The 15,233-nt window shown below is 68.6% G+C and carries 14 protein-coding genes and 1 riboswitch; of the genes, 6 read left to right on the forward strand and 8 right to left on the reverse strand.

The features are described 5' to 3' along the window. Positions 1 to 59 precede the first annotated feature (59 nt). A riboswitch (cobalamin riboswitch) is annotated at positions 60 to 138 on the reverse strand. 29 nt (positions 139 to 167) lie between these two features. From AB0D59_RS25725 to AB0D59_RS25740, 4 genes are all read right to left on the reverse strand, one after another. Next, on the reverse strand, positions 168 to 722 hold the full coding sequence (locus AB0D59_RS25725; RefSeq protein ID WP_362569655.1) for a GNAT family N-acetyltransferase: 555 nt from the start codon (positions 720 to 722) through the stop codon (positions 168 to 170). A gap of 132 nt (positions 723 to 854) precedes the next feature. Further along, entirely contained in the window at positions 855 to 2,483 is a 1,629-nt protein-coding gene (gene mctP, locus AB0D59_RS25730; protein ID WP_362569658.1) for a monocarboxylate uptake permease MctP, read from the reverse strand. After that, positions 2,480 to 2,749 (reverse strand): DUF3311 domain-containing protein, encoded by a 270-nt coding sequence (locus tag AB0D59_RS25735; protein WP_362569661.1) that lies wholly within the window; start codon positions 2,747 to 2,749, stop codon positions 2,480 to 2,482. The genes mctP and AB0D59_RS25735 overlap by 4 nt, the downstream gene beginning before the upstream one ends. A 238-nt stretch (positions 2,750 to 2,987) precedes the next feature. After that, positions 2,988 to 3,752: a GntR family transcriptional regulator gene (locus AB0D59_RS25740; protein WP_362569664.1), complete on the reverse strand. Its 765-nt coding sequence runs from the start codon at positions 3,750 to 3,752 to the stop codon at positions 2,988 to 2,990. A 358-nt stretch (positions 3,753 to 4,110) separates the two neighbouring features. On the opposite strand from AB0D59_RS25740, the gene AB0D59_RS25745 reads away from it, so the two are divergent. From AB0D59_RS25745 to AB0D59_RS25760, 4 genes are all read left to right on the forward strand, one after another. Further along, positions 4,111 to 5,394: an extracellular solute-binding protein gene (locus tag AB0D59_RS25745; RefSeq protein WP_362569667.1), complete on the forward strand. Its 1,284-nt coding sequence runs from the start codon at positions 4,111 to 4,113 to the stop codon at positions 5,392 to 5,394. A 175-nt stretch (positions 5,395 to 5,569) separates the two neighbouring features. After that, positions 5,570 to 6,544: a sugar ABC transporter permease gene (locus AB0D59_RS25750; protein ID WP_362569670.1), complete on the forward strand. Its 975-nt coding sequence runs from the start codon at positions 5,570 to 5,572 to the stop codon at positions 6,542 to 6,544. Next, entirely contained in the window at positions 6,541 to 7,377 is an 837-nt protein-coding gene (locus AB0D59_RS25755) for a carbohydrate ABC transporter permease (RefSeq protein WP_362569673.1), read from the forward strand. The genes AB0D59_RS25750 and AB0D59_RS25755 overlap by 4 nt, the downstream gene beginning before the upstream one ends. A 9-nt stretch (positions 7,378 to 7,386) precedes the next feature. After that, the gene (locus AB0D59_RS25760) at positions 7,387 to 8,889 is read left to right on the forward strand and encodes a glycoside hydrolase family 3 protein (RefSeq protein WP_362569675.1); all 1,503 of its coding nucleotides are present in this window, start codon (positions 7,387 to 7,389) and stop codon (positions 8,887 to 8,889) included. 135 nt (positions 8,890 to 9,024) lie between these two features. On the opposite strand, the gene nagB is transcribed toward AB0D59_RS25760, so the two are convergent. After that, positions 9,025 to 9,810 carry a glucosamine-6-phosphate deaminase gene (nagB, locus tag AB0D59_RS25765; protein ID WP_362569678.1) on the reverse strand — a complete coding sequence of 262 codons (786 nt, stop codon included), beginning with the start codon at positions 9,808 to 9,810 and terminating at the stop codon, positions 9,025 to 9,027. Between the two features lie 573 nt (positions 9,811 to 10,383). Between nagB and AB0D59_RS25770 the strand changes: the two genes are divergently transcribed. Then, positions 10,384 to 11,850: a PAS domain-containing sensor histidine kinase gene (locus AB0D59_RS25770; RefSeq protein WP_362569789.1), complete on the forward strand. Its 1,467-nt coding sequence runs from the start codon at positions 10,384 to 10,386 to the stop codon at positions 11,848 to 11,850. A 163-nt stretch (positions 11,851 to 12,013) separates the two neighbouring features. Here AB0D59_RS25770 and AB0D59_RS25775 read toward each other — a convergent pair whose 3' ends face one another. Together AB0D59_RS25775 and AB0D59_RS25780 are read right to left on the reverse strand one after the other, a co-directional pair. Continuing rightward, positions 12,014 to 12,271, reverse strand: coding sequence for a WhiB family transcriptional regulator (locus AB0D59_RS25775; RefSeq protein WP_006142322.1), 258 nt, complete (start codon positions 12,269 to 12,271; stop codon positions 12,014 to 12,016). A 320-nt stretch (positions 12,272 to 12,591) separates the two neighbouring features. After that, positions 12,592 to 13,560 (reverse strand): diacylglycerol kinase family protein, encoded by a 969-nt coding sequence (locus AB0D59_RS25780; RefSeq protein WP_362569681.1) that lies wholly within the window; start codon positions 13,558 to 13,560, stop codon positions 12,592 to 12,594. Positions 13,561 to 13,695: 135 nt separating this feature from the next. Here AB0D59_RS25780 and AB0D59_RS25785 point away from each other — a divergent pair, with 135 nt between their 5' ends. Next, positions 13,696 to 14,136 (forward strand): hypothetical protein, encoded by a 441-nt coding sequence (locus AB0D59_RS25785; protein ID WP_362569684.1) that lies wholly within the window; start codon positions 13,696 to 13,698, stop codon positions 14,134 to 14,136. 21 nt (positions 14,137 to 14,157) lie between these two features. Here AB0D59_RS25785 and AB0D59_RS25790 read toward each other — a convergent pair whose 3' ends face one another. Next, on the reverse strand, positions 14,158 to 15,231 hold the full coding sequence (locus AB0D59_RS25790) for an RNA polymerase sigma factor SigF (protein WP_362569686.1): 1,074 nt from the start codon (positions 15,229 to 15,231) through the stop codon (positions 14,158 to 14,160). Between the last annotated feature and the right edge of the window lie 2 nt (positions 15,232 to 15,233).

Here is a 15,233-nt window from a genome sequence, read left to right on the forward strand (position 1 = left end):
ACTCCACGAGACCCGGACGTCAGAACACCCGGGCCGGACGGCCGGGCGGGCTGTCGGCAGGTCCTCGGACTGACGCTTGTGCACAGATGTGCGCAAGTACACCGTTGCGGGACAGTTCCGGATTCGCACCGGATTCCCCTGCGGCGACAGCGAGCATGAGCATACATCTAGTGCCGGGTCGCGGTGTCACCCCCACATGTTGTGTCGCGGTGGTGTCGGAGTGTCAGTTCGTAGGTGAGGAGAGTGATGTCGTCCAGGTGCGGCACGGGATTCCAGTCCCGCTCGGGTGTGCGGACGAAGCCGAGGCGTTCGTAGATCCGGTGGGCGGTGTGCATGCTCCGCTGGCTCGACAGGACGACGGCCGTGCAGCCCGCCGTGGCCCGCGCGCGGTCGACGCAGGCCCGGACGAGGGCCTCGCCGGCACCTCGGCCGCGGGCCTCGTGCGCGACCGCGAGCGCCCTGATCTCGGCCTCGCCGGGGCGTGCGATGTCGGCGATCGGGCCGGGGCCGGCGACGAAGGTGACTCCGCCGAGGAGTCTCTCGCCGTGCACGGCCACGAGCACCTCGGCGGCGGCCGCCCGGTGCGCCACGTCCTTCAGTACGGGCAGGTACTCGTCGCCCTCGCCGTAGTCGAGGAGACCGTCCTGGAGGTAGGCCTGGGCGGTTATCTCGCCGAGGGGGTCGTACTCGGTGGGTTTCGCTTCCCGGATGACGATGTCCATGCGGGTGAGTGTGTACGACAGCGGGCCGCCGAGGGTGGAATTTCTCGGCGGCCCGCTGCGGGTCGTGCGGGGTTGCTCGCGCTCACGCGGCGGAGCCGCACCTTGATACGGTCCCGCGCCCCTGACGGGGCTCTAGTGGGCGCCTTCCGCGACGGCCGGCGGGAGTTCGGCCTCCACGCCCGGGTCGCCCGCGTCCGCCGTGTAGTCCCGTGCCTTCGTCTCGTCGATGCCCTCCGGGGCCTTCAGCGCCTTCAGGACGAACGTCAGGACCACCGTCACCACCACGTTCATCACGAACGCCGTCAGGCCGATGTAGCCGATCTCGCCGATGCCCGGGATCTCCTTGGCCGAGCCGCCGAAGTGCTTCTGGGTGGGGGAGGCCACGCCGTACGCCGCGGCCGTGCCGTAGACCATGCCGACCGCCCAGCCCGCCAGCAGGGCCCAGCGGTGGAACCAGCGGGTGAACAGGCCGCCGACCAGGGCCGGGAAGGTCTGGAGGATCCAGATGCCGCCCAGGAGCTGGAAGTTGATGGCGACCGTCTTGTCCATGGTGAGGACGAAGACCAGCGCGCCGACCTTCACCAGCAGCGACACGATCTTGGAGACCTGGGCCTCCTGCTTCGGTGTGGCGTCCGGCTTGATGAAGTCCCGGTAGATGTTGCGGGTGAAGAGGTTCGCGGCCGCGATGGACATGATGGCCGCCGGGACCAGGGCACCGATGCCGATGGCCGCGAAGGCCACGCCCGCGAACCAGTCCGGGAACATGTTCTCGAACAGCTGGGGGATCGCCAGCTGGCCGTTGGTGACCTTGACGCCGGCCGCGATGGCCATGAAGCCGAGCAGCGCGAGCAGGCCCAGCATCAGGGAGTACAGCGGCAGGATCGTGGTGTTGCGGCGGATCACGTCACGGCTGCGGGAGGAGAGCGTCGCGGTGATCGAGTGCGGGTACATGAAGAGGGCGAGCGCGGAGCCCAGGGCCAGGGTGGCGTAGGTCCACTGGCCGGCCTCGGGTGGTGCCAGGGCGCCGCGTGGTTTGCCGGTGGCCGGGTTGACCTGGGCGAACGCGTGGCCGGCCTTGGCGAAGATGTCGTCGAAGCCGCCCAGCTTGATCGGGATGTAGATGATCGCCACCGCGATGACGAGGTAGATCAGCCCGTCCTTCACGAACGCGATGAGCGCGGGCGCGCGGAGACCGGAGGAGTAGGTGTACGCCGCCAGGACGCCGAAGGCGATGAGGAGCGGGAGGTCCTTCACGAACCAGTTGGTGCCGTCGCCGCCGCCGACGCCCATGACGTCGAGGACGGCCTGGATGCCGACGAGCTGGAGCGCGATGTAGGGCATCGTCGCCAGGATGCCGGTCAGGGCGACGGCGAGCGAGAGGCCCTTGGAGCCGAAGCGTCCGTGCACGAAGTCCGAGGTCGTCACATAGCCGTGCTTGTGGGAGACCGACCACAGGCGGGGCAGGAACGTGAAGATCAGCGGATAGACGAGGATCGTGTACGGCACAGCGAAGAAGCCGGCCGCGCCCGCCGCGTAGATCGCCGCCGGTACGGCCACGAAGGTGTACGCCGTGTAGAGGTCGCCGCCGAGCAGGAACCAGGTGACCCAGGTGCCGAACGACCGGCCGCCCAGGCCCCATTCGTCGAGGGAGTGCTCGTTCTCGGCCTTGCGCCAGCGCGCGGCCAGGAAACCCATGGCCGTGACGGCCAGGAAGAAGAAGATGAAGACGCCGAGCGCGACGCCGTTCACACCGTCCTTCACCGCTGCGCACCCCCGCTCGTGTGGTCGGCCTTGCGGGCGCGCTGGTCGCGCTGCCACAGCTGGTACGCGGTCATGGTGAGCGCGGTGGATATCAGCACCCACAGCATCTGGTACCAGTAGAAGAACGGGATCCCGATGAACGTCGGGTCCGTCTTGGCGTAGGAGCCCACCCACAGCATCGCCACGAAGGGCGCGACGAGACAGACGGCGATGACCACGCGTATCGGTGTCACCACCGGCTGCCTCACTTCAGGTACATCCGACATACCGCGGCTCCGTCCCCTTACCGTTCGCCTGTGTAATGCGCAGGCAATCTAGGTCACGGCGTCACCGGAGCGGAAGTAGCCGTCCGGCTATCGGTACGTCGATTCTGTGAAGGGCGGGCCGTGTCGGTCCCGCGGGCGCTCGAGGCGGGCCGCGCCGCGTTCCGCCGGGACCTTGTCGACATGCGGCTACCGCCGCGCGGCCCCCGGACCCCAGGCCGACCTCACATCCGGCCAGGCCTCATTCCACAGGCCGCTTGAGGCGGGCCACGAACTTGTAGCGGTCGCCGCGGTACACCGAGCGCACCCACTCCACCGGCTGGCCCTCGCGGTCCAGGGAGTGCCGGGAGAGCATCAGCATCGGCAGGCCCACGTCGGTGCCGAGCAGGCCGGCCTCGCGCGGGGTGGCCAGCGAGGTCTCGATGGTCTCCTCGGCCTCGGCGAGATGGACGTCGTACACCTCGGCGAGGGCGGTGTAGAGGGACGTGTACTTGACCAGGGAGCGGCGCAGGGCCGGGAAGCGCTTGGCGCTCAGGTGCGTGGTCTCTATGGCCATGGGCTCGCCGTTGGCCATGCGCAGCCGCTCGATGCGCAGCACCCGCCCGCCCGCGGTGATGTCGAGCAGGCCGGCGAGCCGGTCGTCGGCGGTGATGTAGCCGATGTCCAGCAGCTGCGAGGTCGGCTCCAGGCCCTGGGCGCGCATGTCCTCGGTGTACGAGGTCAGCTGGAGTGCCTGGGAGACCTTCGGCTTCGCGACAAAGGTGCCCTTGCCCTGGATGCGTTCCAGGCGGCCCTCGACGACCAGCTCCTGGAGGGCCTGGCGGACGGTGGTGCGGGAGGTGTCGAACTCGGCGGCCAGCGTGCGCTCGGGCGGGACCGGGGTGCCGGGCGCCTGTGTCTCCGTCATTTCGAGGAGGTGTTTCTTCAGGCGGTAGTACTTGGGCACGCGCGCGGTACGGATGGCTGTCCCGCTCTCGTTCTCCGCACTGCTGACGTCGGTGCTCATGCTCCGCCTTCCCGGCTCTGATCCGGCCACTTCGTGGCACGGCAGCGTACCGGGATATCCCCAGCACGCTGCGTGATCCCCTCTGTATACCGCCGCGGGGCTCTTTTGGTCTAGTCCACCACCTGAGTGGTCTACCGGAATTGTCTCGTCCGCGCCCCGGGTTTTCGAGGGCTTCTTACTTAAAGGTTCCTGCATATATAGGTCGCATAACGGCTGGTCGGAGGCCATTCGGCTTCCCTTGACAGGCCTGCTGGTCTGGGCCAAGCTTCCCGCACTGGTCTACACCATTGGTCCAGGTCCCGGCCCAACGCTCGCGCGGGGAGGCAGGGGGGTTTGTGGCATCCCTGAGGAGGGTGGCGTGAAGCGCAAGCTGATAGCCGCGATTGGTATCGCGGGCATGGTCTTCTCCATCGCGGCGTGTGGCAATGGCAAGGACGACAACAAGGCGCAGGGGACGGACGCCAAGGAGCTGACCGTCTGGCTCACCGTGGACGCCCAGAACAACTGGCCCGACCTGGTGAAGGCCGCCGACGCGGCCGTGCAGAAGAAGCACCCCGGCATCAAGATCAAGCACGAGTACTACGGCTGGCCGGACAAGAACACGAAGCTGGACGCCGTCCTCGCCACGGACAAGGCTCCCGACGTGGTCGAGATGGGCAACACCGAGATGCTCGGCTACATGGTCAAGGGTGCCTTCGCCCCCGTCGAGACCTCCCAGTTCACCAACGCCGACCAGTGGCTCGACGGCCTCAAGGCCTCGGTGACCTACGACGGCAAGACCTACGGCGTGCCGTACTACGCCGGTGGCCGCGTCGCCAACTGGCGCAAGGACGTCGCCGCGTCGGCCGGCATCAAGACCACGCCGAAGACCTACACCGAGCTGACCGCCGACCTGGACAAGATCCAGAAGAAGGAAGGCGACAAGTTCAGCGCCTGGTACCAGCCCACCCGCGACTGGTACGCGGCCATGTCCTTCGTCTACGACGCAGGCGGCTCCATCGCCGCGGAGTCCGGCGGTCAGTGGAAGGGCAACCTCTCCTCGCCCGAGTCCATCAAGGGCCTCACCGAGTTCAAGAACGTCATCGACAAGTACATGCACGGTGACAAGACCAAGGACGAGTCCGACCGGTACATCGTCTACGGCCAGGGCAAGTCGGCCATGATCTTCGGCGCCGCGTGGGAAGGCGCCACCGCGGCCGACCCGAAGAACGACAAGACCGGCGGCAAGCTGAAGGACAACCTCGTCAACTTCGTGATGCCCGGCCCGTCCGGCAAGAACATGCCGGTCTTCCTGGGCGGCTCCGACCTCGCCATCCCGGTGAAGTCCAAGGCGCAGGGGGTGGCCGCCGAGTGGATCAACGCGTTCACCGGTCCCTCCGGTCAGAAGGGCCTGATGGCCAAGGGCAACCTGCCCAACAACAAGACCGACCTCGCGACGCTGAAGAACGACCCGGCGACCGCGGTGCCGGCCGAGGCGGCCGAGTCCAACTGGTTCGTCCCGATGGCACCGGGCTGGGGTCAGGTCGAGAAGGCGCAGGTCCTGCAGACCATGCTGCAGAACATCGGCACGGGCAAGCAGACGGTCGAGGCGGCCGCCAAGACCGCGGACGCCGCGATCGACAAGGTCATCAACACCAAGTAGTCGGACTGCGGCCGGGCCTGGCCGACGGGGGGTCAGGTCCGGTCGATGGGTTCCAAAAAGAGAGTGCCGCGTTGGGTTGTGGGGCCGCTGCGGGTGGGTTGTGGCTGGTCGCGCAGTTCCCCGCGCCCCTGACGGGGCGCGTCACCTGACGTTTCTTGACCTGCTTAGGAGCGCGATGAGTGCCGTTGACACGACCACACCCGCCAAGGTGCCGGCACCTCCACCGGACTCCCGGCACAGACCACGCGCGAACCGGCGCTCGGGCGGTCCCGCCGTCCCCTGGCTGCTGCTCGCGCCCTGTCTCGCGATTCTCGGGCTGGTGCTCGGCTATCCCTTCTACCGGCTGGTCGCCCTCTCCTTCCAGGAGTTCGGCCAGTCCCAGCTGTGGGGGTTCAAGTCTGCCGAGTGGGTCGGGTTCGGGAACTTCTCCGACGTCCTGGGCGACACCGAGTTCTGGCAGGTCGTGCTGCGCACGATCATCTTCGCGGTCGGCTGCGTGGGCTTCACCATGGTCGTCGGCATGCTCATCGCCCTGCTGTTGCAGCGGGTCTCCGGCTGGGTGAAGACCCTGGTCAACATCGTGCTGGTGGCCAGCTGGGGCATGCCGGTCATCGTCGCCACCACGCTCTTCAAGTGGCTCTTCGACTCCGACTACGGCATCCTCAACGCCCTGCTCAGCAAGATCCCCGGAGTGGAGCTGATCGGCCACAACTGGTTCGCCAGCGGCCCCGAGGGACTCGCGGTGATCATGCTCCTGGTGGTCTGGGGAGCGGTGCCCTTCGTGGTCATCACGCTGAGTGCCGGTCTGACCCAGGTCCCGGCGGAGCTGGAGGAGGCCGCCCGGCTCGACGGCGCGGGCGCCTGGGGCGTCTTCCGCTATGTCAGGCTCCCCATCCTCAAGCCGATCATCGTGATGCTCACGACCCTCTCGGTGATCTGGGACATGGGCGTCTTCCCGCAGGTCTTCGTGATGCGCGGCGGTCACCCCGAGCCCGAGTTCCAACTGCTGACCACCTACTCCTACGACCGCGCCTTCGTGGTCAACGACTACGGACAGGGCTCCGCGATCGCCCTGCTCACCGTGCTCCTCCTGCTCGGTGTCGTCGCCGTGTACATGCGCCAGATGCTGAAGATCGGAGAGGTCGAATGAGCACCGCAGCCGCCCGCAGGGGACCCCGTCTGGGCTGGAACCTCCTCGGCCTCCTGGTCTTCGTCGTCGTCGGCTTCCCCGTCTACTGGATGCTGAACACGGCGTTCAAGCCGGCGAAGGACGCCATCGACCCGGACCCGAGCCTGCTGCCCACGGGTCTGACCCTGTCCAACTTCCGCCGGGCCCTGGACATCGGCGACTTCTGGGGATCGGTGGGCCGCAGCCTGATCGTCTCCCTGTCCGTCGTCGTGATCGGCATGGTCATCGGCCTGCTGGCCGCCCTGGCCATCTCGCGGTTCGCCTTCCGCGGCCGCAGGATCGTGATCGTCGGCATCCTCGCGGTCCAGATGGTCCCGCTGGTCGCGATGATCATCCCGGTCTTCCTGCTCCTCAACGACCTGGGGCAGTACGACAAGCTCACCGGCCTGATCATCACCTATCTGACCTTCATCCTCCCGTTCACGGTGTGGACCATGCGCGGCTTCATCGTCAACATCCCGAAGGAGCTGGAGGAGGCCGCGATGGTCGACGGCTGCTCCCGCACCGGTGCCTTCATCCGGGTGGTCTTCCCGCTGCTGGCCCCGGGCCTGGTCGCCACCTCGGTCTACGCCTTCATCCAGGCCTGGAACGAGTACATCTACGCCCTGATGCTGCTCAGCCAGGAGCACCAGACCGCGACCGTCTGGCTCGCCAACTTCACCACCAAGCACGGCACCGAATACGCCCCGATGATGGCCGGCTCCACGATGATGGCCGTGCCGATCGTCGTCCTGTTCCTCCTCGTCCAGCGCAAGATGGCCGCGGGCCTGACCGCGGGCGCCGTGAAGGGATAACCCCACCCGATGACGACACTCGCCAGCGGCACCACCGCGTCGGATCCGAAGGACGGCCTGTCCCGCGACGCGCTCACGGTCCTCCAGCCCGGCTTCACCGGCACCACCGCCCCCGACTGGCTGCTGCGCCGGCTCGGCGAAGGCCTCGCCTCCGTGGGCGTGTTCGGCCGCAACGTCGCCTCACCCGAACAACTCACCGCCCTCACCGCCCAGTTGCGCGCCGAACGGGACGACGTCCTGGTGGCGATCGACGAGGAGGGAGGCGACGTCACCCGTCTCGAGGTGCACACCGGCTCCTCCTTCCCCGGCAACAACGCCCTCGGCGCCGTCGACGACGTGGAGCTGACCCAGGAGGTCGCCCTCGAACTGGGCCGCCGCCTCGTGGCCTGCGGGGTGAACTTCAACTGGGCCCCGTCCGCGGACGTCAACTCCAACCCGGCCAACCCGGTCATCGGCGTCCGCTCCTTCGGCGCCGACCCGGACCTGGTCGCCCGCCACACGGCGGCCTACGTCACCGGCCTCCAGTCGGCCGGGGTGGCCGCCTGCACCAAGCACTTCCCGGGCCACGGCGACACCGCCGTCGACTCCCACCTCGAGCTGCCCCGCATCGACGCGACCGCCGACGTCATGTACGCCCGCGAGCTGGCCCCGTTCCGTGCCGCCATCGCCGCCGGCACCCGCGCCGTGATGAGTGCGCACATCCTGGTCCCGGTCCTGGACCCGGACCGACCGGCCACGTTGTCCCGCACCATCCTCACCGATCTCCTCCGCGGCGAACTCGGCTACGACGGCCTGATCGTCACCGACGGCATGGATATGCAGGCCATCTCCGCGACCTACGGCATCGAACACGGCAGCGTCCTGGCCATAGCCGCCGGAGCCGACGCGATCTGCGTGGGTGGCGGCCCCACGGACGAGGAGACGGTACGGCGTCTGCGCGACGCCCTGGTCGCGGCGGTCCACTCCGGCGAACTCCCCGAGGAGCGCCTGGCGGAGGCGGCGGACCGGGTACGGTCACTGTCCCGCTGGACGGCGACGACGCAGAGGGCGCGACCGGACCACGCGGCCACGGACATCGGCCTCGTCGCCGCCCGCCGCGCACTCGATGTGACGCGTGTCGACTCCGGCACGCCCCTGACCGCGGCCCCCTTCGTGGCCGTGTTCACCTCGGCGTCGAACATCGCGGTGGGCACGGAGACCCCCTGGGGAGTGGCAGCGGAACTGTCGCGCCGCCTGCCCGGCACGGAAACGGCCGACTTCACGGGCGACCAGGCGGGCCAGGAGGCCCTGGCGGTGGCGGGCGACCGCAGGATCGTGGTGGTGCTCCGAGACGAACACCGCCACCCCTGGATGACCACGGCCCTGGACGTACTCCTCAGGTCCCGCCCGGACACGATCGTGGTGGAAATGGGCGTCCCCCAGGCACCCCCCAGGGGAGCCCTGCACATCGCCACCCACGGAGCGGCACAGGTCTGCGGCACGGCAGCGGCAGAGGTAATAGCACCCCGCTAGCTGGAGCACCCCGTCAGCCATGGCGCCCCCAAGGGGCGCGGGGCTGCGTCGACATGCGGCTCCGCCGCGTGGGCGCGAGCAACCCACGACGACCGTCTGCCCGCATCGAACCGGTCCAGGCAGACGCGTCAGTCCCTAAATCCCCTGCCAAGCCGGCTTGTTGACGAACGTGTACCGGAAATAGTCCGCAAGCTTCAGCTTGGACGCGGCTCCCTCGTCCACCACCACCGTCGCATGCGGATGCAACTGCAGAGCCGACGCGGGACACACCGCGGCGACCGGCCCCTCCACGGTCGCCGCGACCGCGTCGGCCTTCCCCTCACCCGTCGCGAGCAGCACCAGATGCCGCGCCTCCAGGATCGTCCCGATCCCCTGGGTGATCACATGGTGCGGCACCTGCGAGATGTCCCCGTCGAAGAACCGCGCGTTGTCGACCCGGGTCTGCTCGGTGAGCGTCTTGATCCGCGTCCGCGAGGCCAGCGACGAGCACGGCTCGTTGAACCCGATGTGCCCGTCGGTCCCGATCCCGAGCAACTGCAGATCCACGCCGCCTGCCTGCGCCAGTGCCCCGTCGTACGCCTCGCAGGCGGCCTGCACGTCCTCGGCCGCGCCGTCGGGGCCGAGGAACGCGTCCATCCCGACCCCGAGCGGCTCCAGCACCTCGCGCCGCAGCACCGACCGGTACGACTCCGGATGCTCGGCCGGCAGGCCCACGTATTCGTCGAGCTGGGCTATGCGCGCCCGCGAGGTGTCCACGGCACCGGACCGCACCTTGGCCGTGAGCGCCTGGTAGATGGGCAGCGGGGTCGAGCCCGTGGCCACCCCGAGCAGCGCGTCCGGCTTGCGGCGGAGCAGCTGGGCCATGGCCTCGGCGATCAGCTCGCCACCCGCGGCGGCGTCCGGAACGATGACAACTTCCACGCTGGGCCTGCCGTTCTGTCTATGTGGTTTAGACCAATCCGATGGGACCAATCTAACAGAACAAGCCCCCGTCACCCTGGGAGCGGGTGCAGGAAAAGGGGACAAGTGCGAGGTTACGTGAATGCGTCAGAACGGGTGAATCAAGGAAAATTCCCACCCGTCCACCGGAGTGTCGGGAATTGCCGTGCCCCATCCGGCCCCACAAGCCCCTCCGGCGGGCTACGCTGCGGTCACATCGACTGTGAACAGTCTCCAACGCATGGACACACACCGTGGTCTAGTCCACAATTGCGTACGCGGACTGAAGGAGTACGGCGGGACCGTACGACACAGTCACACTCTTCCGTCTTCCCCGCACAGGAAGGCGGACCGAGGATCCGGAGCTCTCTGCCCTGACTGCCCCGGCTCCTCACCCTTCGGCCGACCGGGACCGCACAGCCCACGGCCGTTGCTGCTCCGGGCTGCGGTGCCGGGAGGGTTGAGGGTCCCTCTCAGGCGCCGCGGCCCGCGGGTGTTCTCGGCCGCTTTTAGGCCATGAACAGACCCGCGGGTACGCTCGCAGATGTGCCCTCCATGAACGAACTGGTCCGCCAGCACACCGCCCTCGACGACTCCGACCTCGAGTGGCTCCATCTGCTGGTCTCGGAGTGGCAGCTGCTCTCCGACCTCTCCTTCGCCGACCTGGTCCTGTGGGTTCCCACCGCGGACGGCACCCGCTATGTCTCGGTGGCGCAGATGCGCCCCAACACCGGCCCCACCTCGTATCAGGACGACATGATCGGCCATCTCGTCCCGCGGGGCCGCCGCCCCATGCTGGACATCGCCGTGGACGAGGGCCGGATCGTCCGTGAGGGTGACCCCGAGTGGCGCGAGGAGGTCCCCGTACGGGTCGAGTCCATCCCGGTACGGCGCGAGGGCCGGGTCCTCGGGGTCATCGCGCGCAACACCAATCTGCTGACCGTGCGCACCCCGAGCAGGCTGGAGCTGACCTACCTCCAGAGCGCCTCCGACCTTGCGCAGATGATTGCTGCCGGATCGTTTCCCTTCCCGAACCAGCAGGTCGACATGGATGCCTCGCCACGCGTCGGCGACGGCCTGATCCGGCTGGACGCGGACGGCATCGTCCAGTACGCCTCCCCGAACGCCCTCTCCGCCTACCATCGCCTCGGCCTCGCCGCCGACCTGCTCGGCCATCACCTGGGTCAGACCACGGCCGAACTCGCCCCGACCCGGGGGCCGGTGGACGAGGCGCTCGCCAAGGTCGCCAGCGGCTGGGCGCCGCGCGAGTTCGAGATCGAGTCCAACGACGGCGCGATCCAGTTCCGGGCGATCCCGCTCAAGCCCAAGGGCACCCGCATCGGTTCCCTGGTGCTGCTCCGGGACGTCACCGAACTGCGGCGCCGCGAACGCGAGTTGATCACCAAGGACGCGACCATCCGGGAGATCCACCACCGGGTGAAGAACAACCTCCAGACGGTGGCCGCGCTGTTGCGCCTGCAGGCCCGCCGGATCGAGTCCGAGCGCGGCCGGGAGGCCCTGGAGGAGGCCGTACGACGGGTCGGCTCGATCGCGATCGTGCATGAGACGCTGTCTCAGAACCTGGACGAGCGCGTGGAGTTCGACGAGATCGCCGACCGGGTGCTCGCGATGGTCGCCGAGATCTCGCCGGGCAAGGTGACCGGCCGGCGCACCGGGCGCTTCGGAATACTCGACGCCGAGGTGGCGACCCCGCTCTCGATGGTGCTCACCGAGATCCTGCAGAACGCCCTCGAACACGGCTTCCGCGAGGGCGACACCGGCACCGTCGAGGTCGCGGCGGTCCGTGGCGGCACCACCAAGGAGGCCCGGCTCCTGGTCACGGTCCAGGACGACGGCGTCGGCCTGCCCGAGGGCTTCGACCCGCACCGCTCCGGCAACCTCGGTCTGCAGATCGTACGGACGCTGGTGGAGGGCGAGTTGGGCGGCACGTTCGACATGGTGCCGGCGCCGGAGCGGGGGACCCGGGTGATCCTCGACGTGCCGGTGCAGCCGCAGAAGTAGTTCGGTTCGGGGCACTTCAGGTACCGGGCCCAGCAAAGAGCCCCGGACCTGGTGGGTCCGGGGCTGTTCACTCGTTGGGGGTACTGCGCGCTGCGGCTCGGGGGCGGGAGATGCGTACTCGCTGTACGCGCCGCCAAGCTCAGGCTGAGCGGGGTGGGTTGCGTCAGGCGGAGGCCTGACGAGCCCGGTTGCGGGCGGCACGGCGCTTCATCGCGCGACGCTCGTCCTCGCTGAGGCCACCCCAGACGCCGGAGTCCTGACCGGACTCAAGCGCCCACTGCAGACACTGGTCCATAACGGGACAGCGACGGCAGACGGCCTTGGCTTCCTCGATCTGCAGCAGCGCAGGACCGGTGTTGCCGATGGGGAAGAAGAGCTCGGGGTCTTCCTCGCGGCAAACGGCGTTGTGACGCCAGTCCATGGCTGCTACCTCTCCTTGGTATTACATGCACGTTGCTTGTGAATGTGAACGCTTTCACGAATCCCTCAACAAGTGAAGGGCCGACCGCCAGGTTCCCTGGCAGGGGTCCTGTGAGTTGAAGGGGGATTCCGGTGATCAGTGGAGGCCGGTCTTGCGGGCCGTCCCGATCGCCACGTAGAGCCTCGCAAACCTCAGCGACGGATACAACCCCTTCCGGAAAGTTTTTTTTGATTCCTCGGTGTCGACTGGGTCACAGCCGTACTTCCATGGGGTGGATCCTGGCCTAAACGTTCGAGTGAAAGGACTTTGGCCCGTTCCGCTCACACAATCACACGCAGTGCGCGGCGTACGCCTGTGAACGTCACGCTCGTACGCAGTCCTAGGTGGTCGCCGTCCATCTGAAGGGGGAGGGGGACCTTCGAATGCAAGGTGAACTGGTCCAGATCGTGCAGGGACACGGCGTGCTTGCCATGGGGTCCGCGCTCGGGGGACGAAGTGAGCAACTGGGTGCCATACCGGGCAACCGCGGTGGTGGACAGACGGCTGAGACCGAGTACGTCGATGCCTTTATCGAACGAGGCCTTAGGTGACGTGTACATCGGGCGATTGCCGAGATACGTCCAGGGCGAGGTGTTCGAGACTATCGCCACGACCAGCTCGTCGATCGGGTCGGCGCCCGGCCGCTCCAGGGTGATCGTGCCGTGCCGGCGGTGCTGCTCACCGAAGAACTGACGTACGACCTGTCGTACATACAGTGCGTGCGTCGACTTCTTGCCGAGCTCGCGCTGCTGCTCGACCCGGCCGACCACGCCTGCGTCGAAGCCGAGCCCCGCGTTGAAGGTGAACCAGCGGGCCGGGACCGCCTCGTCGGCGGTGCCGGGGGTGCCGGCGGTCAGTCCGAGGCCGACGACCCGCTCCTGTTTCTCGCGCAGCGCGCCGAGCAGGGCGCCGGTGGCCTCGACCGGGTCGTTGGGCAGGCCGAGGGCGCGTGCGAAGACATTGGTGGAGCCGCCGGGGACCACCGCGAGGCCGGGCAGCCGGTCCGGGTCGGGGCCGGCGTAGAGGAGGCCGTTGACCACCTCGTTGACCGTTCCGTCGCCGCCGAGGGCCACGACGAGGTCGATGTCCTCGCTCTCCGCCGCCTGTCGGCCCAGGTCACGGGCGTGGCCGCGGTACTCGGTGGTGACGGCCTCCAGTTCGACCTCACTCGCGAGCGCGTGGATCAGGACATCGCGCCTGCGTGCGCTTGTAGTGGTTGCCGCCGGATTGACCACGAGAAGTGCACGCATGGATTGCAGCGTACCTACTCGAAAGTACCGGGCCCAGGCCGTGTTAGGGATCCGGTAAGAGAAAGGGGCGTGAGTCTGAACACGTGGCCCTGCGGGGCGGGGCCGGTGTTTTCGGGCGAGGGCTACCCTTCTGGCGTGAGCAATGCGCCTACGGCTGAGAAGGCCGACGTAACCGACGGGTCCCGTCCGCGGCGGCTGACGTATGCGGCCGCACTGAGCGGACTGGAAGGGCTCGCGCTGGCGGTCGGCGGGGTGTGGATGCTCGTCCTCGGGCTCACCGGGTCTCCGGACGACCGGGGGCAGGCGGTCACCGGGGGCATCACCGTGATCGTGCTGGCGCTGCTGCCGCTGCTGGCGGCGCGGGGGCTGCTGCTGCGCAAGAGCTGGAGCCGGGGGCCTGCGGTGATCACGCAGATCATGGCGCTGCCGGTCGCCTACAGCCTGCTGCAGGCCGACAGCGCGGCCATTCCGGCGGGGATCGCGTTGGCCGTGGTGGCTGTGGCCTCGCTGGTTCTGCTGGTGAACTCCGCTACCACCCAGGCCCTGGGGATCAAGGGGCCCGGGCGTAGTAGCTGATCCGCGGGGTGGTGCGGAGACCTACTCCTCCACCAGGAGCTTCTCCCGGAGCTGAGCCAGCGTCCGGGCCAGCAGCCGGGAGACGTGCATCTGGCTGATGCCGACCTCCTGAGCGATCTGGGACTGGGTCATGTTGCCGAAAAAGCGGAGGAGAAGGATCCGCTTCTCTCGGGGCGGCAGGTCTTCCAGGAGCGGTTTGAGGGACTCGCGGTACTCGACGCCCTCGAGGGCCTCGTCCTCCGCGCCGAGCGTGTCGGCGACCGCCGGGGACTCGTCGTCGGTGTCGGGGACGTCCAGGGACAGCGTGGAGTACGCGTTGGCCGACTCCAGGCCCTCCAGGACCTCCTCCTCCGAGATCGCGAGCTTCTCGGCGAGCTCGTGGACCGTGGGGGAGCGGCCGTGCTGCTGGGACAGCTCGGCGGTGGCGGTCGTGAGCGCGAGACGCAGCTCCTGGAGACGGCGCGGGACACGGACCGCCCAGCCCTTGTCGCGGAAGTGGCGCTTGATCTCGCCGACCACGGTCGGGGTGGCGTACGTGGAGAACTCCACGCCCCGCTCCGGATCGAACCGGTCGACCGACTTGATCAGGCCGATGGTGGCGACCTGGGTGAGGTCGTCCAGCGGCTCGCCGCGGTTGCGGAACCGGCGCGCGAGGTGCTCCACGAGCGGCAGATGCATCCGGACCAGCTTGTTGCGCAGCTCCGCGTACTCGGGACTGCCGTCCTTCAGCTTGCGCAGCTCGATGAACATGGCGCGCGCCCCGCTGCGGTCCTGAGGTCCGTGCTGGGTCGCCTGCACAACCTCCGCGGCCAGCGCCTCGTCCTCGGGGTATCGCTCGTGCTCGCTCATCGTCCCGCCCGTCGCCCTTCCACGAGCCTTCGCCCCGGCCCGGTCCGGGGTCGCGACCCCGTTCCGCGCTTCCGGAGGCGCGCTCTGCGCGGCACCGTCCAGCCCGACCTGCGCGGAGGGTTCCTCCGGGTGCGGCCTGGCCTGTTCCGGGATGCCGTCGATGCCGTCAGCCATGCGGCGGGAGCCGGCCTCGGGGTCTTCGCCCCCGGCCGGCAGCTCCCGTGTGCCGCGCTCTTCGTCCCGCACCG

The organism is Streptomyces sp. NPDC048417 (assembly GCF_040651615.1).
Lineage (GTDB): Bacteria > Actinomycetota > Actinomycetes > Streptomycetales > Streptomycetaceae > Streptomyces.

Bases quoted from the DNA above. Each gene is read 5' to 3' on its own strand.
- AB0D59_RS25725 (WP_362569655.1), bottom strand. From the start codon at position 722: ATGGACATCGTCATCCGGGAAGCGAAACCCACCGAGTACGACCCCCTC.
- AB0D59_RS25735 (WP_362569661.1), bottom strand. From the start codon at position 2,749: ATGTCGGATGTACCTGAAGTGAGGCAGCCGGTGGTGACACCGATACGC.
- AB0D59_RS25740 (WP_362569664.1), bottom strand. From the start codon at position 3,752: ATGAGCACCGACGTCAGCAGTGCGGAGAACGAGAGCGGGACAGCCATC.
- AB0D59_RS25750 (WP_362569670.1), top strand. From the start codon at position 5,570: ATGAGTGCCGTTGACACGACCACACCCGCCAAGGTGCCGGCACCTCCA.
- AB0D59_RS25755 (WP_362569673.1), top strand. From the start codon at position 6,541: ATGAGCACCGCAGCCGCCCGCAGGGGACCCCGTCTGGGCTGGAACCTC.
- AB0D59_RS25760 (WP_362569675.1), top strand. From the start codon at position 7,387: ATGACGACACTCGCCAGCGGCACCACCGCGTCGGATCCGAAGGACGGC.
- AB0D59_RS25770 (WP_362569789.1), top strand. From the start codon at position 10,384: ATGAACGAACTGGTCCGCCAGCACACCGCCCTCGACGACTCCGACCTC.
- AB0D59_RS25775 (WP_006142322.1), bottom strand. From the start codon at position 12,271: ATGGACTGGCGTCACAACGCCGTTTGCCGCGAGGAAGACCCCGAGCTC.
- AB0D59_RS25780 (WP_362569681.1), bottom strand. From the start codon at position 13,560: ATGCGTGCACTTCTCGTGGTCAATCCGGCGGCAACCACTACAAGCGCA.